The sequence below is a fragment of the Bacillus sp. PS217 genome (assembly GCF_037963535.1).
In the GTDB taxonomy this organism is placed as follows: domain Bacteria; phylum Bacillota; class Bacilli; order Bacillales; family Bacillaceae; genus Bacillus; species Bacillus subtilis.
The window spans coordinates 1922700-1941144 of the sequence record NZ_CP150157.1 but is presented as its reverse complement, the minus strand read 5'-3'; the positions used below and the strand labels follow the sequence as shown (position 1 = coordinate 1941144).

The following is an 18445-nucleotide window of genomic DNA, read 5'->3' as shown; positions in this document are numbered from 1 at the left end:
GGGAATGATTGATGCTGGAAGGATGGTTTTTATGGTTTATTCTGTTTTGGGTGATCATGATGGTAGTCTTATTATCAATCGGCGGTTTTTTCATGTTTCGAAAGTTTTTAAAGCGTTTACCAAAAGAGGACGGCAGATCAGAGCTTGATTGGCAGGATTACTATATTGAAAACAGCAGACATTTATGGAACGATGAAAACAAACAGTTTCTAGATGAATTGACTGCGCCGGTGCCAGAGCTGTTCAGAGATGCAGCAAAAGCCAAAATCGCAGGCAAAATCGGTGAGCTTGCAATAAAAGAAAAGGTAGCAAAGATTGATCAGCAACTTATGATCAAAGGCTATATTCTCGCAACTCCTAAAAGAGACCATACCTTCTTAAAAAGGCATCTGCGGGACAAAAAAATCGATTTGGAACCTTATCAGACCCTTCTCAAATAAAAAACCTTTCCTGACAAGAGGAAAGGTTTTTTAATTCATTTGAATATTAGATGACTGCAGCTCGTTATGAAGTTTTCGATATGATAAATACATGGCGATTCTCCAAGGCACAATCATACCGAAAGCCAGAATCCAAAACATTCCGCTCAGTGCACCATAATCAATTGATGTGCTCAAGATCGATTTCATCACGATTCTGATCACCAAAAGACCGACTAATATAAAAACAAATGCTTTAGAGCGTTTCATGTAAATTTCATTATTTTTAATTTCGAACTTAGAAGTTTTGATTAGAAAAATAGAGAAAATCACACCTAAAGTGAATGCTTCCAAAAACTCTGCACCAGTTACCCAAAATACCGGAAATAAAAACATTAACGCTCCCGTACTCATAAAAATCGGCGGGAGAATGATTTTTTTTGGTGAAACAGGCTTGTCAGAGGACTTTATTCTGACCACCATCACAGCTACAGCCATTAACACAGCAATAATCGATGAAACTATAATCATCATACTTATCATTCCTTTGTTTCTCGGAGTGTTGATACTATATACTATACTCCAAAACAATAAAAAAAACCATTTTGAAAAGAAATGACTTTAATGTCCCATAACGCGGCTTACAGCTTCCAGCACTTTTGTTTCCTCAAACGGCTTAACAATAAAATCCTTTGCCCCCAGCTCAATTGCTTCCGTTACAATTCTTTGCTGGCGCATGGCGGTGCACATGATGACCTTCGCTTTAGGATCAAAGGTTAAGATATCACGAAGCGCTTTTATGCCGTTTTTCACCGGCATTGTAATATCCATTGTCACAAGGTCCGGGCGCAGTTTTTTATACAGGTCAGCTGCTTGTTCACCGTCCGCCGCTTCGCCTGCGATTATGTAATTTGCCTCTTCCAAGATCTCTCTGATTTTCACTCTCATGAACTTGGCGTCGTCTACAACTAAAACTCTTGTCATATTCCCCTCCAACAATCGATTTCCACAGATAATAGTCTTATTGTACCAAAAACAAAAGGATTAGTAGTAGTACGAAAGTAATTTACCGTCAAAAACCAGTAAAGCCTCCAAAAAGATCTGACAGCAAAATAATGATCAGGCTCATCCAATTAAAGAATAACAGCACACCAATCACAATCATCAAAACGCCGCCAGCTTTCATAATGAAAAGCTGGTTCTTCCTTATCCACTTCAGCTTTGTGATAAAAAAAGACAATAAAAGAAACGGTACCGCAAAACCGAGTACATATAACATCATGTATGGCACCGCTGAGCCCGGATTGGTGCCTGCAAGTGTGATAACAGCAGCTAATATCGGACCGGTACATGGTGTCCATCCAGCTGCAAATGCCATTCCGATTATGACCGAACCTAAAAACCCGCTTGGTTTATGCTTAAAATGGATTCTCCGCTCTTTCATCATAGCCTCAGGCCGGAACACCCCGAGTGTAATGAAACCGAACAAAATAATAAGCAACGCGCCAATTTGCCGAATCGCATCGTGATAATCCCTAAACAGGCTGCCAATAAAAGATGTTCCATAGCCTAAAGCAATAAAAATGACTGAAAAGCCAAGCAAAAAACACAAAGTATGAAACAAGCTTCTTTTCTGCAGCAGCAGCTTTTCAGTTCTTACATCGTCCATGCTGACCCCTGTAATATATGACAAAAAAGCTGGGTAAAGCGGCAGGCAGCAAGGCGAAATAAAGGATAAAAACCCCGCTCCGAATGTCAAAAAATAATTCACGTCTCCCATGTCATCATCCCTTCATGATTTGACATTCCTTCAAGTTATGACAAAATCATTTCATTTTTTTAACACTTTCACTTGAAGGATTTCTATTTTCAGAAAAAACTTATATAATTTAATTTGACATTGAGACATTATACTCCTTCTCATTTGAAAATTAGTATAAATATGGATATAATATAAACATTCACTTTGAAGATCTAATGTATGAAAGGATACATCCCTGTGATTAGAGAGCATCTATTAAAAGAAATTGAAAAAAAAAGAGCAGAGCTGCTGCAAATTGTCATGGCGAACGGAATGACATCTCATATTACGATAGAGCTCAGTCAGGAGCTTGACCATCTTCTCATACAATATCAAAAGCAGCGCCTTCGAGCAGTAGCGGGTGATGAATGATTGCAAAATAAAAAACCCGTATAAGGGTTTTTTATTTTATAACCATGTTTCTCTATATCATAATCTTTACGTATTATTTCGTTTGATTATTCATGGCTTTCATCATTTGATTGATTTTCTTTTGAGAAGGTTTCATTCCCATTTGCATCATCATCATGCGTAACATTTGTTCATTAATAGGCGGATTCTTTTTCAGGTAGCTCATCATATATTTACGAGCAATAAAAAACCCGAGTGCAACACCTATGAGCAATGCAACAACGCCCACTAGGATGCCAACCCATAAAGTCATTTTATTTCCTCCTTCATGTTGTCTAGTTTAAAGTGTACTAAACCAAAAGCTATTATACAACATTTACATCTCTTTTTCTTCGGTTTTAGACAAAATTTCTTTCTTTCACCGGATTTAGCCATCCGTAACGCTTCGAATTGAAATCCATTGCTAAAAAGCAAGGGCTTACTTTTCTTAACACTTCAAAGAATATCGTTTCTGCCTCGTAATCTCCCGAAGCCACAATTTCTATCATGTGCTCCTTCATCATAAACGTCGCGTGGCCTTTTGCTTTCGGCAAAGCTATTCTATAAATATAATCCAGCTGCCTGTAATCCGTCTTGTTTAAATTCATTTTTAACCGCTGATGCATATGTAAAATAGGGATTGGCTGTGTAATATATTGAATCTGTTTCTCTGTCATTTCATACTGCTGCTTTTCAAGGCTTGTCCAATGATAGTCTTGAAACAGCTCAAACATAACCGATTCCCGGCCGAAATAGTGATTGGCAAATTCCTCTTTGATCAGGTACGTATAGTAGTGACGTTCCATCTTTTCATCCCCTTTTCCAGCAGCATTTCATTTGCTCTCTATTATACAAAAGAAGAAAAGAAAGAATTGTCTATTACTGTTAAACAGCCAATACTATTTTTGTCGGATAAACAAGAAAAAGAGGATGATTTGACTCATCCTCTTTCAAAAGCTTACTTATTGATTAATGCCTTAACTCGATTCACTACGTTCGGAACTGAGAAGCCGTATTCGTTAATGATGGTTTCACCAGGAGCAGATGCACCGAATCGGTCTATGCCGAGAACGTCACCTTCAAGCCCCGTGTATTTGCCCCATCCAAATGATGAGCCCATTTCAATTGCAAGACGTTTTTTCACATCTGCAGGAAGGACTTTGTTTTTGTATTCATCAGATTGTTTCTCAAAACGGTCCATTGAAGGCATGCTGACAACAGAAACATCGATATTTTCTTTTGCCAATTCAGCCTGCGCTTCAATTGCAAGACCTACCTCGGATCCGGAGGCAATGAGAAGAGCGTCAGGTGTTTCGTTTTTAGATTTAGAAACGACATATGCACCTTTTTCTACTCCTGCCAATGCTTCTTCAGCTGTTTGATCGATGGTAGGAAGGTTTTGACGTGTAAGCACTAGCGCTGTTGGGTGGTCAGTGCTTTGCACTGCAAGCTTCCATGCTGCTGCTGTCTCATTGCCGTCTGCTGGACGGATCAAAGAAAGGTTTGGCATCGCACGGAGTGAAGCAAGCTGTTCAACAGGCTCGTGCGTCGGACCGTCTTCACCAACCGCAATACTGTCATGTGTGAAGACATATGTCACAGGAAGGCCCATTAACGCTGCAAGGCGAATCGCAGGACGCAGGTAATCAGAGAAGACAAAGAAAGTTCCGCCGAATACACGAAGACCGCCATGAAGCGCCATACCGTTTAAGGCTGCACCCATCGCAAATTCACGTACACCAAACCAGAAGTTTTTGCCTGAGTAATCAACCGCTGTAAAATCACCGGCATTTTTAATAGTCGTTTTGTTCGATCCCGCTAGGTCAGCAGAACCTCCGACAAAGAAAGGAATTTTTTTCGCAAGTCCGTTGAGAACTTCACCGGAAGATGCACGGGATGCCAGGCTGCTTCCTTTTTCATACACAGGAACCTCTTGATCCCAGTCCTTCGGAAGCTCTCCTTTGATTGCCAGTTCAAGCTGTTCAGCAAGTTCAGGATAAACTTCTTTATATTTAGCGAATTGAGCATTCCATTCTTGTTCTTTTTTCTCACCTGATTCTTTAACAGCTGCAGCGAAATGCTCATAAACTTCTGACGGAACGTAGAAGTCTTCTTCATATGTCCACGCGTAAGCTTCTTTTGTTAATTTGCTTTCCTCTTTACCAAGCGGCGCACCGTGAACACCGGATGTACCGGCACGGTTAGGTGAACCGAATCCGATTGTCGTTTTCACTTCAATTAATGTAGGTTTCTTTTCATTTTGGCGTGCTTTTTCGATAGCCGCTGTTAATTCTTCAATATTGTTTCCATCCTCAACATAAAGAACTTCCCAATTCATTGCTTCAAAACGCTGTTTCACGTTTTCAGAGAATGAACGGTCGAGGTCTCCATCAAGAGAGATGTCATTAGAATCGTATAGTACGATCAGACGGCCAAGCTGAAGATGGCCTGCGAGTGAAGCGGCTTCAGAAGAAATACCTTCCATTAAATCACCATCACCGCAAATACTGTATGTATAATGATCGACTACGTTAAATGAATCGCGGTTGTATGTTTCCGCTAAATGGCGTTCAGCAATTGCCATACCGACTGCCATGGCAATTCCTTGGCCAAGCGGACCTGTTGTAGCATCAACACCGGCAGTATGTCCGAATTCCGGATGTCCTGGTGTTTTGCTGCCCCACTGGCGGAATCCCTTAAGATCTTCAATACTAAGATCAAACCCGCTTAAATGAAGCATGCTGTATAATAGTGCTGACCCGTGTCCAGCAGATAAAACAAAACGGTCACGGTTAAACCAGCCAGGGTTTGCCGGACTTACGTTCATAAATTTTGTCCACAGCGTGTATGCCATTGGAGCGGCTCCCATCGGCATCCCTGGGTGACCAGAATTTGCTTTTTCAATAGCGTCTATTGACAGTGTGCGAATGGTAGCAACTGATTTCTTTTCAATTGTATCCATAAAAATCCCCTTCCTTATGTGTTGTACCCTTACATCATAAATGTCTGACGACTTTTTCTCAACTGTTTCAGCTTAAATTTGAGAGAAACTTGTTGAATTTTGTCACATAAGAGTTTTGATTATAGTATATGCAAAAGAGGAATACGATATTGCCGTATTCCTCTTATATTAGTGAAGTTTGTTATTTCTTTGTTCTCTTTTTAGCTTTTCTGGTGTAACATCATTGCCTTCTGGGTCAATGATTTTCACACTTTTTAACGTGTTCTTCATAGAAGAACGAAAACCTTTCAAGTACTCTTGACGGAGCTTTTGCTGTTCGGCTTTTTCTTCTTCTGTAATAACGCCAGCTTTAGCTTTGGCAGCAAGTTCATTAATTCTGGCAATTTTCGCGTTTGAAATCATGTTAAACTCCTTTATTGCATTTTGTCTATATAGTACTAGATCAAAAAAAGTTTTACAACTGATTCACTCTGCTGTCTCTTCATTCTCTATGTATTCCTGAAAACGCCGGTGAACGGTTGCTTTAGAGACATCATAGCCAAACCCTCTTAGGGTAGCCGCGATTTCAGCAAACGTCAGTTTATTCGCTCTTAGGCGGACGATCTCAGAGATTGGCACCTCTATTTTTTCTTTTCCACTGTTCCCATGTTGGTTTTTTAAGTTTTTTTGCGGTTTAAAACCGTTTTTTACTGCACGTTTCATTCCCCGTCTGATTTTCATGTTGTGAATCTTTCGCTGATACTCTTCCACAATGCTAACGATTTCCAAGACCATTGAGTCAGCCTCCGATAACTCCAGTTCACCTCTATGAGCCGTTGTATAGACTTTCACACCTTCTCTATAAATACAATGAAGCAGTGCGATTTTTGCGTTTCCCCGTCCGAGCCTTGTCTCATCCTGAACCAAAATGACATCAATTCCAGCGTTCTTAATCTCATCAAGCAGCTCAAATACACCATCCCGATCCATTTCATATCCGCTGGCTTTTTCTGAAATCACTTTGACCACTTCCATGCCGTTCTCCGCTGCAATGGCCGTAAGCTCCTCCTCCTGCCGCTTTAATGACGTTTCCTGCTGTTCTTTATTTGTGCTTACACGGGCATAAATGAGTGCTTTCATTTTATCTCTCTTTCCTCTCTATCTTACAGTTGCTAATTCATATGCATCCTGATGCTTCTTTTTCAATGGGATCACTAACTCATCACCCGGCTGGATATCAGAGGTTTGAAGTTGATTTTTATCAGCTACCCATTCAATAAAATCATTTTTGTTTATCTTTTTTGTATCTGCTACCTGATCAGCAATTGACCAGAGTGTGTCGCCTTGCTGGACTTCTATTTTAACATACTGATTAAGCTCTTGGCCGCTGCTTGTATATGACAGCATAAGGATAACCGCGCTCAAAATCACTGTGAACAGACCGACAAAAATAATAGATTCTTTACTCATGATCATAACCTCCAACAGGAATGTTTGTTCGCATTTTTTATAATTTCAGTATATACGAACAAACGTTTCTGTCAATTGTTTTTTCGAACCTATGTTTGTACTGTAAGGAAAATCATGCTATAATCTTCTTAAAATCGACGTTTTGAGGTGCGAAAAATGACGAAGCTATCAAAAAGGCAACTTGATATCCTCCGTTTTATTAAAGCAGAGGTTAAATCAAAAGGATATCCGCCTTCCGTGAGAGAGATCGGAGAGGCTGTCGGGCTTGCGTCCAGCTCTACTGTCCACGGCCATTTGGCCCGCTTGGAAACAAAAGGGCTGATCAGACGGGATCCGACAAAACCAAGAGCAATAGAAATTCTTGATGAAGAAGTAGACATTCCGCAAAGCCAGGTCGTTAATGTACCGGTCATCGGGAAAGTCACGGCGGGATCTCCTATTACAGCAGTAGAAAATATTGAAGAATATTTTCCGCTCCCAGACCGCATGGTTCCTCCAGACGAGCATGTATTTATGCTGGAGATTATGGGAGACAGTATGATAGATGCTGGTATTCTCGATAAGGACTATGTCATCGTTAAACAGCAAAACACAGCGAACAATGGGGAAATTGTAGTTGCGATGACAGAAGATGATGAAGCAACTGTAAAACGATTCTATAAAGAGGATACCCACATTCGCTTGCAGCCTGAGAACCCAACGATGGAACCTATCATTTTGCAGAATGTCAGCATTCTAGGGAAAGTGATTGGCGTGTTCAGAACCGTCCATTAATCTATTGATCTATCAGATGCATAAAATAACCCCCTCTTCCTTTACGGAGAGGGGGTTTGTTGTTCAAAAAAAGCAGGCTCGCCCTGACTTTTGGGTGCGAGCCTGAATAGGAGGAAAAAGAACATCATGTTTACACCATAATTATCCACCAAAATATTGTTGAAGTCAAGAAATTTTCTTTCCTTTAGGAAACTTTTATCAAAATATGAACATTTAAAATATTAGACGCCATCTTCTTAAAAACGTTTCATTTTTTAGGTCGTGGAAGGATACGGTTTCATATTTATTAAGGGGCGAAGCAATTGAAATAACTGAAAATTTAGTACATAGTTTAGGTAGTTCAACACTCTGTTAAAACAGCTTGCTTTCTTCATATAAAATGTAATATGTATTTCAATTTCACCTTCACCCAATCACTTGTACAGTTCAAAAGATATGGCATCGTTGAACAAGTCGGGTAGAAACCTTCCCCAAACATAAAGTCTCCACCAACACCCTTCTTTAAATTTAACCTTATATGAAATATGGTTGTGATATCAAAAGGCCGTTTCATCATAAAAGTGCATATGCGTTTTTTCTTGTTTGTAATATCGAAGCCTGTCTTGAAGGGTTCCGGTATGAAACTCAAATTTGTGGCCGTCAGGGTCGGTAAAATAAATTGATTTTCGATCGCGTTCATCTCGTTCTCTGCCAGGCAGAATATTGACATGAAGTCTTTTTAATTTAGCTGACATCTCCTCAAATTCATGATCTTCAATTGTAAAAGCAATATGGGTATAAGAAAGCTTAATGTCATTTCTCGGGATGTCTGGTTCTTCATTAAGCGCTAGCCAGATGCCGTTCATATCAAAATATGCAGTTGTTCTTCCCTTTACCAAAAGCTTTGAACCAAACACTTTTTGATAAAAATCAATCGATGTATCCAAATGCGAAACTGAAAATAGCAAGTGATTGATTCCTTTTATCTCCACAAATCATTCCCCCCTTGAAAGCTGATCATCCACATATACGACTTTTTTCATAAGAAAGTTTCATACAGCTGAAAAAAATACCAGTGTAAACAAAAACGGACTGTTTAAAATAGTAACATGACCATTATGAATGGTTTTGAATTGCATTATTTATCATTTGTTTACGCCCAAGAATTTTCTTCAAAAAATAACAATTTAGGTGGTCAAATGAAACATATCATTGCGCTTGCTTCAAAGATTGCTTTCACTCTCGCCCTTTTATATGTGATTTTGGACAGAGTCTATCACGCATCCTTCTTAAGTGTGATGTTTATTGCACTTTTCTTAGGTTTTGTTTCCTATCTTTCTGGTGACATGCTCGTCTTACCCAGAACAAACAATATTACAGCTTCATTGGCTGACTTTGGCCTTTCATTCGTTATTCTTTGGGTATTTGTTTTAACCCAAACAAGAAACGATTTCTCACCATTTGGAGCGGCTCTCCTTTCCGCTGCCTGTCTTACTGTTTTTGAATACTTTTTTCATCGGTATTTACTGAAAAATGTGCTTGATGAAAATTTCCGAAATGAACTGTCAGCGAGAGATAACACGTTGCAGTATCAAACGGAAGCCGCGGACGAGCTGTTTCCCGAAACGAAAGAGAAGCATAAGGAATAGGAGGCTGTCTTATCGCCTCCTATTTTTCAGTAGCTATTTTTGAGAAAACGGAACATCACTTCTGTAAACTCATAAAACCTCTCATTTTGAGTAACAGCTCTGCTTTTTAAAGAAAAGATGCCGAACAAAGACTTTCGAAACCCTGTGCTCATTTCTATCTGAATACTTAAACCTGTTTTTGATTTATTTGCAATGTTATTCGGACTAACGCCCGCATGTGGATGGTCCGTATTGAGCAATACAGCAGGAAAACCGGCATGCTGCAATTTCTCAACTAAATCTGCCGCTCTTACGCGATCTGTACCGCCGACTTCGATCTGCTGATCTTCTTCTGCGTACCCGTGTAATGAAATGACATATTCATGATTTCCCGTCATTTTAAGGGCCCGAGGTTCATCAAAGTGCGTGCTCGTAATGTGCAGGACTGAGTTTCCTGCCGATTTTAAGCCTTCAAATAAATACATCGAGTACTCTTTGCTGAGCTCTCTCGCTACTTCACTTGTCCCGCCTTCAATACCTCCTCCGTGAATGGCTAAAACAAGAACAGGGCTTCCGGTTTCTTTCGTAACAACGCCGTAATCAGAAGGATCTTCATTGCTTTTTAATTCCTCAAAATTCTGATATACATCTTCAGCATAAATTGAAGAAATCGGAGTAAACACCATAAAAACCAACAATAATTTTACAATTTTAATAGTTGATGGAAAACGTTTGGCTATGTTACAATCAACATGCTTCAAGGAATGGAGCAAACGGCGGAGCAGGGATACTTTGGCCGGTTTCATCTACTCCGCCTCTAAGTCCAAATCAACAGGATGTAGGTCTCTTTGAGGCTTTAGCACGAATTCTCTCGTCCTCCTTGTTAAATTTTTGTTAAATTCACAATATTATATACCATTAGCCCGGGCGCTGTTCTTCTCATTTTTGAATTTATGAAAAGTAAGCTGGCACCACCTCTCCCATTTCCATACAAAACAAAAATGCACCTGCCCTTTGGCCTGTGCATTTTTTATTTTCTCTTCATTCTTCGTTTTTTTGCTTGATTTAATTTCATGATGTTTTTTTCAATTTTTCTTATGTTTCGCCTTTGCGGGATTGTTTTCATTTCATAATAAACAGAAATAAACCCGCTTACTGTCACTGCTGCAATATAAAGGACGCGCTGTTTGATCATCCGGTCAGCGTGTCCATGATCATTCGCTTCTTTTTCCAGTCTTTCGATCACAGCTTTATCAAACAGCTGATCGACATACACTTGTTTCATTCCCACTGCAAACCCCGCAGCCAGCCAAAGAATCAGAAATAAACTGATATAAAACACCATAAACCCTTCCTTTCCTGTCTTGATGCGGTGCAGAATTTTGAAATGCAGCAACTGGCAGACGAAGCTTCTTCTTTGTGTTAGGTTCTTTCAATAGGCTGGTTAATATGTGTAATGCTGTAATGAACAGTTAGAAATTTTAATCCAAACAGCCACATATGATGAACAGCGGTTAATTTGTTGTCATGTGCAGCTTCTATCAGAAAGGTTTCAGATAAAGGAAGCGGACAAGTTCCCGCTCTTGTTTGCAGATAAATCCCCTCATCCCCCGCTCTGCTTTTTCTCCGGCTGCTTGTTAAAACCAGCTTCTCCTGATGATGATATGGTTTTAAAACACCTGTCATGCTGCTGAATGGAAGCGGTAAAGAAATATTCATATACCCCTCTCCATTTGAACGATACACTGAATAAAGAGCGGTAAAAATGGTTTCGTTTTTTTCATTTGTTCTAATCCAGGCACGTACTCTTTCCCTTCCGTCTTTTTTAGAATGAACACCTCTTATCTTGCTGTACATCCTATACCAGTCAGGGTTCGTCGAAAGATGTATTTGACCGATTCTTCTGCTGAACCATTCGTAAATAATTGCAAGCGGCCGAAACCACGTGCTCCATGTTACTTTTGCTTTAATATTGTATTCGATGGTTTGTTCATAAAACGAAAGAATGAGCGGCGCCAGTTTTTCTGGTGAAAAATCTTTTGAACGCAGGCTGCCCATATCATCCACAAGTCCGCTGTACCGAGCGTTATTTTCAGCTTGAATACTAGCTAAAAATTCTTCTCCAATCTTTCTTTTTCCGTAGATACGGCTGAATGTCTTTACACTGTCTGCATCAAAAGGTTTCGCATCCTCTATTCTCCACCCTATGAGAGCGGGCAAGATAACACCAAACGCATTGACAAAACCGTGAATCCAAATCATCTGATTGATGGTCAATGTAACTTCTTGCCGAAATACACCAAATGAATAAATCATCGAGAAAGCAATCGTTATCATTAAAACAGCGGAAGAAAGCCGAATAAGAAATGTCCCCGTCTTGGTGCGAAAAGCTGCCGTGAACACCAAAAATGCATGAAGATAAATCGCCGCCATATAAATGCTAACCGCAATGACATCAAGTGTTTTTGAATATGTGATGCCCAGTGCGATAAGAAGGGGCGAAAGCAAAATCACCCATGTTATCCAACTGTACAACATCCGATGTTTTCTAATGGTTCTGCCGAGTAAACCGTTGAAGATCGGGATCAGAAAAGCAGAATAGTGAAAGTGGACAGCAGTCAGCAAAATGATGAGAGGGCCAAATTGCATGATCTGCAAATGGGCAGCATAAGCAAAAAACCAAAATCCTCCTCCCGCCAAATAAATAAGGCCGAACAAAACTGATGTCTCTTCGATTCTATGTATCTTTGTTTCCCAAAGGCGGAGGATCGCATACAATGCAATAAAAACTGTGTACATCCACCAGATAAGTGCGAAACCCCCAACCTCCGTCACTAGAGCCAGCACCGCAAAGAATGCGGCTGCCGGATACCACTGGATTAGCCCATATTCCATAAACTGAGCAGCACGAACCGGAGATTGACGAAAAACAAAAGGAAAAATTCCCGGCACGAAAAATAGAATGGATAACAAAACGAGTGCCTCTGCCACTGAAATATCCGGTGCTTCTGCTGCAAGAAATCCAATAAAACAAAGCGCACTGACTATGCCATTTCGTTTCATGATTCTCTCTCTTCCTCCTGAAACGTTCCTTTATAAAAGAAAAGAGTGCCAAGAATTGTATTTTGCACATGCACTTCAATGGTGAAACAATTCTTTTTTTCATCAAACGTTTCGCAAACTACGGATGTACCGGTCAGCCATTTCGGCAGCGGGATTCTTTTTCCGCATATTAATAGCCATTGCTTTCCCGATGTGATCGTAAGAGAGCCGTCATGAGATGCCTCGAACGTCAAAACAGACAGCAGCAGATGAGGTTTGCCGAAGAAATCAAGTATTCTATTTTCTTTCTCGTCATATATCATTAACGCATCAAAGAAACGTTTTTTGCCTTTAAAGAAAAATGTACGATTCCATTCTATTCCTGTATGTTGCGATTTCAAAAGACAAGTTCTATTTTGTATTGTAAATGGAATGTCTTTGCCTCTTTCTGAAAAGAAGCATCTGAAAAAAACACCCAGCTTTAACAGCATTCTAACCAGAAAAGAGCCTCCGCTTATTTCTGACATCGTTCCCGTCCCGCTGAATGTATGAGACCCGTCTAATTGGTACCGTTTCTGCAGCTTGGGATGCAGCAAATGATAGTTAATAATTGATTTTTCATAAATCGAACTCACAATGTCACTTCTTTCTCTTTCGTTTTGTGCGCCTGGCACTGGGGAGCTGCAGGCTAAGAGCGCCGCTTGCAGCGGAAAACACACTCAATAGAACCCACATGAATATTTCGGAACCTAGACAAGCAAACCCAGCAAAAATACAAGCCTGGACACCATGAATGATCCATTTTCTTTTTAAAGGAATCAGCCACAAAATAGCTAAGCCTATCTCCGCTGTTCCTGCCAATATGCTTGTCTCAACACCTGCAAAGCCTTGATAGAACCAAAACAGGCTGAAAAACAGACACATGAACACATAGATGATAGCGGATCGAATAAAGCGCTTCGGATGTTTATTTTGCTCTACCCAAAGCCTTAATGCATCAAAGCTCCAGGCAGTCGCCCAGCCAAGCAGCGGTCGAAATAATAAACGATCGATCCATCTTCCCGGCAGTCCGTAGGCTGTTTTGTATTGGTACTGTGTTAAAAACGTCATTTTCCCATTTTCTCTCTGTATATACTTCCAGTAGCCGCTTCCATGCCGAATCAGAGATAACGGATGATTAGAGCCAAAAGCCAGTGAAGAAGACCTTTCAGATGAACATTTGTTGAAAACACCGACGGTTTCTCCTGTACCTGACACCTTTAATCCAAAGCCTACCCTTGTTTCGTAAAGAAACTTCTGTTTTTCGCATGGCTGACTATTCAAATACGTAATATTTGAAAACCGGAGATCCCATTCCTTATGCAGTGATGGGTTTTGTGTATATTCCCAGAGTGTATCCAGATCAGATTTCATTTCGATTTCTACATAAATCGGTTTCTGCCTCACAGCCCCTTCTCCCTTCTATTTCAAGCAATTCCTATATTAGCATATTGGTCGATTCGAAAAGGAAAAGTGTATATCTCTCCAAAAAAAGTATCTTTATCCTAAAAAATGCATAAAAAGAGAAGAGAGGTTTCCTTCTCTTCCTTGGGATTCATTACTGAGTTTTAACCGTGCCGAAATGAGTAATTGTGATGTTCACACTGTATGTGATGTCGGCTTTACTGAAGGTGTCATCCCAGTTATTTTTCACCCTTTTCCATAAGTGAGGATATGTAAGTCTAAAAGATTCATCAAAACCCGCAACATCTGCTTTATAATCATGCTGAATTTTTTTTAATACCTGACCAACTATTTTCTTTACCTCGTTTTCAATAGTCGTTTCGAGACGATCTATAAACTGGGTGTCCAACGCCTCTTTTGTGTTCCAGTTTTCAACCAAATCGCCTTCTGATTCAATATCGACATGGAATGAAATATCTTTCCCTTTTACGATTGGCTGAATTTTGCTTTTGATTTTATTGATATCGTACGCTAATGTCTGTTGGCTCTTTTTATCATGGCTTTTGACAACTCCGCCTTTCCCTTCTCCTCTAATCCATGTAATCCCCTCAGTTTCATATTCATTTAAAGTGCCGATCATTTTTTTCGATTTTCCGTTGATTACAGCTGCTCCGGAATACTTGACCGCTCCATTGGCCGCAACCACATTTTGCAGTAAAAAGCTGCTGCCAGAATGCAGTTTTCCAATTAGTTTCGCGAGTGTTATAGGGGGAAGTATTCTGGAAACTTTATGTTCATTTTCACCTAATCCAATCAGCCGAAAAGCCGGGATTTCTCCGTTCTCTTTCAGCTGGAGAGCGTCTCTTGCTTCCCCTTTAGCAGATAAAACAAGACAGCTCAGCCTGATTTCATTATCACGAAAAAATTGATCCAGCATTTCGTCGATAGGAAATGTGTGCAGCACATCTTCACTCATGACAACAACTTTTAAATGCGGGCTAAACACTTCTCGGTCCCGTCTTAATGCAACCTCACTTCCGATCTGCTGTAATGAATCCCCTGTTTCACTTATATTAATGTACGCTTTTTGCGCTCCTTGTCCGCTACCGCCTCCCCCGCTTGTGCCCGCGCCTGCCGCTTTTTCATTAACAAATTGATAGGTCAGCGTAATGTTGTCTTTTTTCGGATAGCTCCCGCCCTCTTCTTTTAACTCTTTTTCAGTGTTCGTTTCTTTTCCTTTATCAATTGCGATAGCGAATGTGAGACCCAGATCTTCTATTTCCCGACTGCTCCAGCATCCTGTTACGCAAATCATCAGCAGACATACTATGACCATAGCAGGCAATTGACGTTTTAGTTTACTTTTCACCTCTTTTCCTCCATTTCGAAATGACTAACAGCAAAATCGGCAAAGCGCCAAATATATACAAAGCGATATGACTGACCGTATCGCCTAATATAAAGACGTCATTTTCATTTTTCGGCATGCAAGAGAGGATATATATAACAGGAAGCAGCCCAAACATACATGAAAGGGGTTTCTTTTTAAAAACTTGTGAGACTCCCAGGGAAGCTGCATAAAAAGTGATAATAAACGTGGCAAAAAGCTGCATAATCCAAATCACAAGCAGAAATGATTCAAACCGTTCAAATATTAAACCAGGTATTTCAAAACTTCTCATCAGGTCAAGCCCCGGCCATGTTCTCGTCACAACTCCCTCAACTGATAGTGCACCGATGACCATAATCATCGTAATCATATAAAAACTGGTCACAACGCTTGTCCCGATCACAACTGCTTTCACCGCATTTTTCGGCTTTTTCATAAATGCTACTAAAATGAACATAATTTCTGAACATGTAAATGAAAGGTTCGTTGTCTTTACACCTCTAAGAACCGGCATGATTCCATCACCTAATACAGGGCGCAAATTGTTGATCTCAAATATGCCTAAACTCATGAGGGCTATCGTTAAAAAGATGATGACCGTAATCGGAAAAATCATTTCAAAAAGCCGTGCAATCGGATCTAGGCCTTGTGTAATTGAATAAAGCCCAATCCAAAGAACTGTCATAATGATGGCCCAAGACGGTGTCCCTTCGAGGAGAAAAAAATCCACGATTTCGGACATGACTCTGACTTCAAATGCACCGAGTGCCAGAAAATAAGTAATAAAAACAATACTGATCAGATGCCCGAGCCATTTTCCTACAATATGTCGGGAGTATTCATAAAAGGTCTCCTTAGGATACTGCTGACTTAATTTAACTATCATCATCCCGGCTATTACCGCTAGGACCCCGCCTAATAAAACTGAAATCCATCCATCAGGAGATTGTGTTTGTTCTGTTACTGTCCGAGGGAGCGTAAGAACTCCGGCAGCAAGCATATAATTAATGATGATAATCGTTGCCTGAGCGGTTGTGATTTTACTGGTTGGGCTGAACATGAGACTTTATCACCATCCTGTCGAGTTCATCACTTCACCCGTTTTGTATTATCTGTATTCATCATTTTAGGCCGGCGCTTCATGACTAAAAGAGGCATTCTGATAACAAAGTCTTTCCAATCTTTTAAGTGATAGGGCACTGCCGGACTTGCGTATGGCACACCAAAGCTCTTTAGCTTTACGACATGGCTGCTTAGCAGCAGATAATACATAATGACTCCAAACAATCCAAACACCGCCGCACAAAACATCGCGCCAAACCGAAGCATCCGAAGTGCTATACCTGTGCTATAATGCGGGATGGCAAATGAAGAAATTGCTGTGAGCGCAACAACAATGACCATGATTGGACTGACAATCCCCGCCTGCACAGCTGCTTCCCCGATGATTAATCCGCCCACTATGCCTATTGCGGGTCCAATCGGTTTTGGCAAACGAAGCCCCGCCTCTCTTAAAATTTCAATCGCGACTTCCATAAATAAGGCTTCAATCAGAGATGGGAACGGAACACCTTGGCGCGTCCCGGAAATTGAAATCGCCAGCTTGGTCGGAATTAACCCAGGATGAAAAGAAATAAATGATATATATAAAGCGGGTGCGAATAACGTTATCATTGCTGCGATGAACCTCAGCAATCTGATGAGCGAGCTCGGGAACCACCGTTCATAATAATCTTCAGGCGATTGAAGCATCATGCTGAAAGTGACTGGAACAATCAAAGCAAACGGAGTGCCGTCAAGCAGAATGGCTACTCTTCCTTCCATTAATCCGCTTATGACGCGATCAGGACGTTCTGTACTCTGTACTTGCGGGAACGGGCTCAAATAATTATCCTCAATTAACTGTTCAACGTAGCCTGACTCCGGCAAATGATCGATCTCAATCCCTCTCACTCTTTTTCTTACTTCCTCGACTACTTTTGGATCTGCAATGTCATTCATATAAGCGATAATTAAATCCTTTTTTAATCGTGTTCCTACTTCAAATCTCTGCAATGTTAATTGATCATTTTTTCCTTGCTGTCTCAAAAGAGCTGTATTCGTACTCAACTCTTCTGTAAAGCCTGTGCGCGGCCCTCTGACAAGCGCTTCTGAAAGCGGCTCCTCGATACTTCGATTTTGTTTTTTTACAGTTCCCAGAAGAAACGCCTGCGGTATTCCATCAATGAGAAGCGCTGTCGAACCCATGAAAACATTCAACACGATATCACTGATTTTCTCTGATTCTATGACATCACCGATTGATACGATTTGATTTTTTATCTGTTTCGAAGTTAAAATACCTTTGCCGGATTGAGAAATTTCATCGTTTACCTGATTAGGTTGATTCATGACTAACACTGATAATCCTTTATTAATCAAATCCTGATCAGACAGTCCTTCAACAAAGATCAATGCCGCTTTCACATGTAAATGAGTGATTTCAAGCTCACGGAAATGAACGTCCCCGTTATGTCCTATTTTTCTTTTTACATGTTCTAAATCGTATCCGATGTTACCGGTTAACACATCCTGATCCTTTTCAGCTGTTGAATGATCTGATTTATGCTGCTTCTGTGTTTTGTACTGATTGCTCCGCCACCTCATCATTGCACCTTCTTATACATGAATCCAAGTAAACACTTTATAGATTGCATATGGAACGAGAAATACTACTAGCGCTTGAAACCACACATTCCAGTCAGTAAGTGTTGATATCATGTTATTCATCTGTCAGTTCCCCTCTCTCTAATAGGATTATTTTTCCCGTATACCTATTTTTTATGTTCGTCTTTTTTCTCAATAAAAAAAGCATGATGAACATTTCATCATGCTTTTAAAGAAATCAACCTGACCATTTTGCATAATTAAACACAAAATGAGCCTTTTAGCAGTCTGGGATAAACTAAAATTCCAGCTTGAAGCTTTCTGCCTGATCTGAAACTTCCACAGGAATCCCCATTATCGTTTTCGGTTTGGATACGTAAACAAAGCGCATTTCTTCCTCTAATTGCTGAAACGCTTTTTCACTAACTAAAATTCTGGCCGGCTTCCCTGGACTGTTATCAATGGCTGCTTTGATTTTTCCAAGCATAAAAAACCTCCTGTTTTAGAAAATGGATCATTTAC

Annotated in this window: 23 protein-coding genes and 1 pseudogene; 4 read left to right on the top strand and 20 right to left on the bottom strand. The window is 40.3% G+C overall.

The annotated features are described in order from the left end of the window. Positions 1 to 11 precede the first annotated feature (11 nt). Positions 12 to 440, top strand: a complete 429-nt coding sequence (gene yneK, locus NSQ83_RS09880) for a DynA interaction protein YneK (protein ID WP_015251998.1) — start codon at positions 12 to 14, stop codon at positions 438 to 440. 30 nt (positions 441 to 470) lie between these two features. Here yneK and NSQ83_RS09875 read toward each other — a convergent pair whose 3' ends face one another. The 3 genes from NSQ83_RS09875 to ccdA form a co-directional block, all read right to left on the bottom strand. Beyond that, complete coding sequence (locus NSQ83_RS09875; protein ID WP_010886519.1) at positions 471 to 962, bottom strand: CcdC family protein; 492 nt, start codon at positions 960 to 962, stop codon at positions 471 to 473. Between the two features lie 78 nt (positions 963 to 1040). Then, positions 1041 to 1403, bottom strand: a complete 363-nt coding sequence (locus tag NSQ83_RS09870; RefSeq protein WP_003245707.1) for a response regulator — start codon at positions 1401 to 1403, stop codon at positions 1041 to 1043. 88 nt (positions 1404 to 1491) lie between these two features. Continuing rightward, positions 1492 to 2199 carry a cytochrome c-type biogenesis protein CcdA gene (gene ccdA / locus NSQ83_RS09865; protein ID WP_198879137.1) on the bottom strand — a complete coding sequence of 236 codons (708 nt, stop codon included), beginning with the start codon at positions 2197 to 2199 and terminating at the stop codon, positions 1492 to 1494. A gap of 219 nt (positions 2200 to 2418) precedes the next feature. On the opposite strand from ccdA, the gene ynzD reads away from it, so the two are divergent. After that, positions 2419 to 2592 carry an aspartyl-phosphate phosphatase YnzD gene (ynzD, locus tag NSQ83_RS09860; protein ID WP_010886518.1) on the top strand — a complete coding sequence of 58 codons (174 nt, stop codon included), beginning with the start codon at positions 2419 to 2421 and terminating at the stop codon, positions 2590 to 2592. 73 nt (positions 2593 to 2665) lie between these two features. On the opposite strand, the gene NSQ83_RS09855 is transcribed toward ynzD, so the two are convergent. The 6 genes from NSQ83_RS09855 to yneA all read right to left on the bottom strand — a co-directional run bounded on the left by NSQ83_RS09855 (position 2666) and on the right by yneA (position 7027). Then, complete coding sequence (locus NSQ83_RS09855; RefSeq protein WP_003221221.1) at positions 2666 to 2884, bottom strand: YneF family protein; 219 nt, start codon at positions 2882 to 2884, stop codon at positions 2666 to 2668. Positions 2885 to 2969: 85 nt separating this feature from the next. Continuing rightward, entirely contained in the window at positions 2970 to 3416 is a 447-nt protein-coding gene (gene sirA, locus NSQ83_RS09850) for a sporulation inhibitor of replication protein SirA (RefSeq protein WP_003231591.1), read from the bottom strand. Positions 3417 to 3568: 152 nt separating this feature from the next. Beyond that, a complete protein-coding gene (tkt, locus tag NSQ83_RS09845; RefSeq protein WP_033885144.1) occupies positions 3569 to 5572 on the bottom strand; it encodes a transketolase in 2004 nt (667 codons plus the stop codon). Between the two features lie 168 nt (positions 5573 to 5740). After that, positions 5741 to 5974: a DUF896 domain-containing protein gene (locus NSQ83_RS09840; protein WP_003231595.1), complete on the bottom strand. Its 234-nt coding sequence runs from the start codon at positions 5972 to 5974 to the stop codon at positions 5741 to 5743. A gap of 63 nt (positions 5975 to 6037) precedes the next feature. Further along, a complete protein-coding gene (locus NSQ83_RS09835; RefSeq protein WP_015714011.1) occupies positions 6038 to 6691 on the bottom strand; it encodes a recombinase family protein in 654 nt (217 codons plus the stop codon). Between the two features lie 18 nt (positions 6692 to 6709). Continuing rightward, the gene (gene yneA / locus NSQ83_RS09830; protein WP_003231598.1) at positions 6710 to 7027 is read right to left on the bottom strand and encodes a cell division suppressor protein YneA; all 318 of its coding nucleotides are present in this window, start codon (positions 7025 to 7027) and stop codon (positions 6710 to 6712) included. 150 nt (positions 7028 to 7177) lie between these two features. Between yneA and lexA the strand changes: the two genes are divergently transcribed. Further along, positions 7178 to 7795, top strand: a complete 618-nt coding sequence (gene lexA, locus NSQ83_RS09825) for a transcriptional repressor LexA (RefSeq protein ID WP_003238209.1) — start codon at positions 7178 to 7180, stop codon at positions 7793 to 7795. 351 nt (positions 7796 to 8146) lie between these two features. On the opposite strand, the pseudogene NSQ83_RS09820 reads toward lexA, so the two are convergent. Both NSQ83_RS09820 and fosB read right to left on the bottom strand, forming a co-directional pair. Then, positions 8147 to 8423: pseudogene (locus NSQ83_RS09820) on the bottom strand (hypothetical protein). Then, a complete protein-coding gene (fosB, locus tag NSQ83_RS09815; protein ID WP_198879138.1) occupies positions 8332 to 8766 on the bottom strand; it encodes a metallothiol transferase FosB in 435 nt (144 codons plus the stop codon). The pseudogene NSQ83_RS09820 and the gene fosB overlap by 92 nt, the downstream one beginning before the upstream one ends. Positions 8767 to 8973: 207 nt before the next feature. Between fosB and NSQ83_RS09810 the strand changes: the two genes are divergently transcribed. After that, on the top strand, positions 8974 to 9423 hold the full coding sequence (locus NSQ83_RS09810; RefSeq protein ID WP_003245454.1) for a YndM family protein: 450 nt from the start codon (positions 8974 to 8976) through the stop codon (positions 9421 to 9423). A gap of 26 nt (positions 9424 to 9449) precedes the next feature. On the opposite strand, the gene pghL is transcribed toward NSQ83_RS09810, so the two are convergent. The 9 genes from pghL to NSQ83_RS09765 form a co-directional block, all read right to left on the bottom strand. Beyond that, entirely contained in the window at positions 9450 to 10208 is a 759-nt protein-coding gene (pghL, locus tag NSQ83_RS09805; protein WP_088326114.1) for a gamma-polyglutamate hydrolase PghL, read from the bottom strand. Positions 10209 to 10432: 224 nt separating this feature from the next. Then, positions 10433 to 10747 carry a hypothetical protein gene (locus tag NSQ83_RS09800; RefSeq protein ID WP_003245621.1) on the bottom strand — a complete coding sequence of 105 codons (315 nt, stop codon included), beginning with the start codon at positions 10745 to 10747 and terminating at the stop codon, positions 10433 to 10435. A 77-nt stretch (positions 10748 to 10824) separates the two neighbouring features. Further along, a complete protein-coding gene (locus NSQ83_RS09795; RefSeq protein ID WP_038429036.1) occupies positions 10825 to 12465 on the bottom strand; it encodes a YndJ family protein in 1641 nt (546 codons plus the stop codon). Next, positions 12462 to 13079, bottom strand: a complete 618-nt coding sequence (locus NSQ83_RS09790; protein ID WP_038429035.1) for a DUF4166 domain-containing protein — start codon at positions 13077 to 13079, stop codon at positions 12462 to 12464. The genes NSQ83_RS09795 and NSQ83_RS09790 overlap by 4 nt, the downstream gene beginning before the upstream one ends. A 4-nt stretch (positions 13080 to 13083) precedes the next feature. Further along, on the bottom strand, positions 13084 to 13890 hold the full coding sequence (locus NSQ83_RS09785; RefSeq protein ID WP_160221612.1) for a hypothetical protein: 807 nt from the start codon (positions 13888 to 13890) through the stop codon (positions 13084 to 13086). Between the two features lie 151 nt (positions 13891 to 14041). Then, complete coding sequence (locus NSQ83_RS09780; protein WP_204551500.1) at positions 14042 to 15256, bottom strand: Ger(x)C family spore germination protein; 1215 nt, start codon at positions 15254 to 15256, stop codon at positions 14042 to 14044. After that, on the bottom strand, positions 15246 to 16337 hold the full coding sequence (locus tag NSQ83_RS09775; protein ID WP_038429032.1) for a spore germination protein: 1092 nt from the start codon (positions 16335 to 16337) through the stop codon (positions 15246 to 15248). The genes NSQ83_RS09780 and NSQ83_RS09775 overlap by 11 nt, the downstream gene beginning before the upstream one ends. 29 nt (positions 16338 to 16366) lie before the next feature. After that, complete coding sequence (locus NSQ83_RS09770) at positions 16367 to 17926, bottom strand: spore germination protein (protein WP_082200950.1); 1560 nt, start codon at positions 17924 to 17926, stop codon at positions 16367 to 16369. Positions 17927 to 18221: 295 nt separating this feature from the next. Beyond that, a complete protein-coding gene (locus NSQ83_RS09765; protein WP_003231626.1) occupies positions 18222 to 18410 on the bottom strand; it encodes a hypothetical protein in 189 nt (62 codons plus the stop codon). Positions 18411 to 18445: the final 35 nt, after the last annotated feature.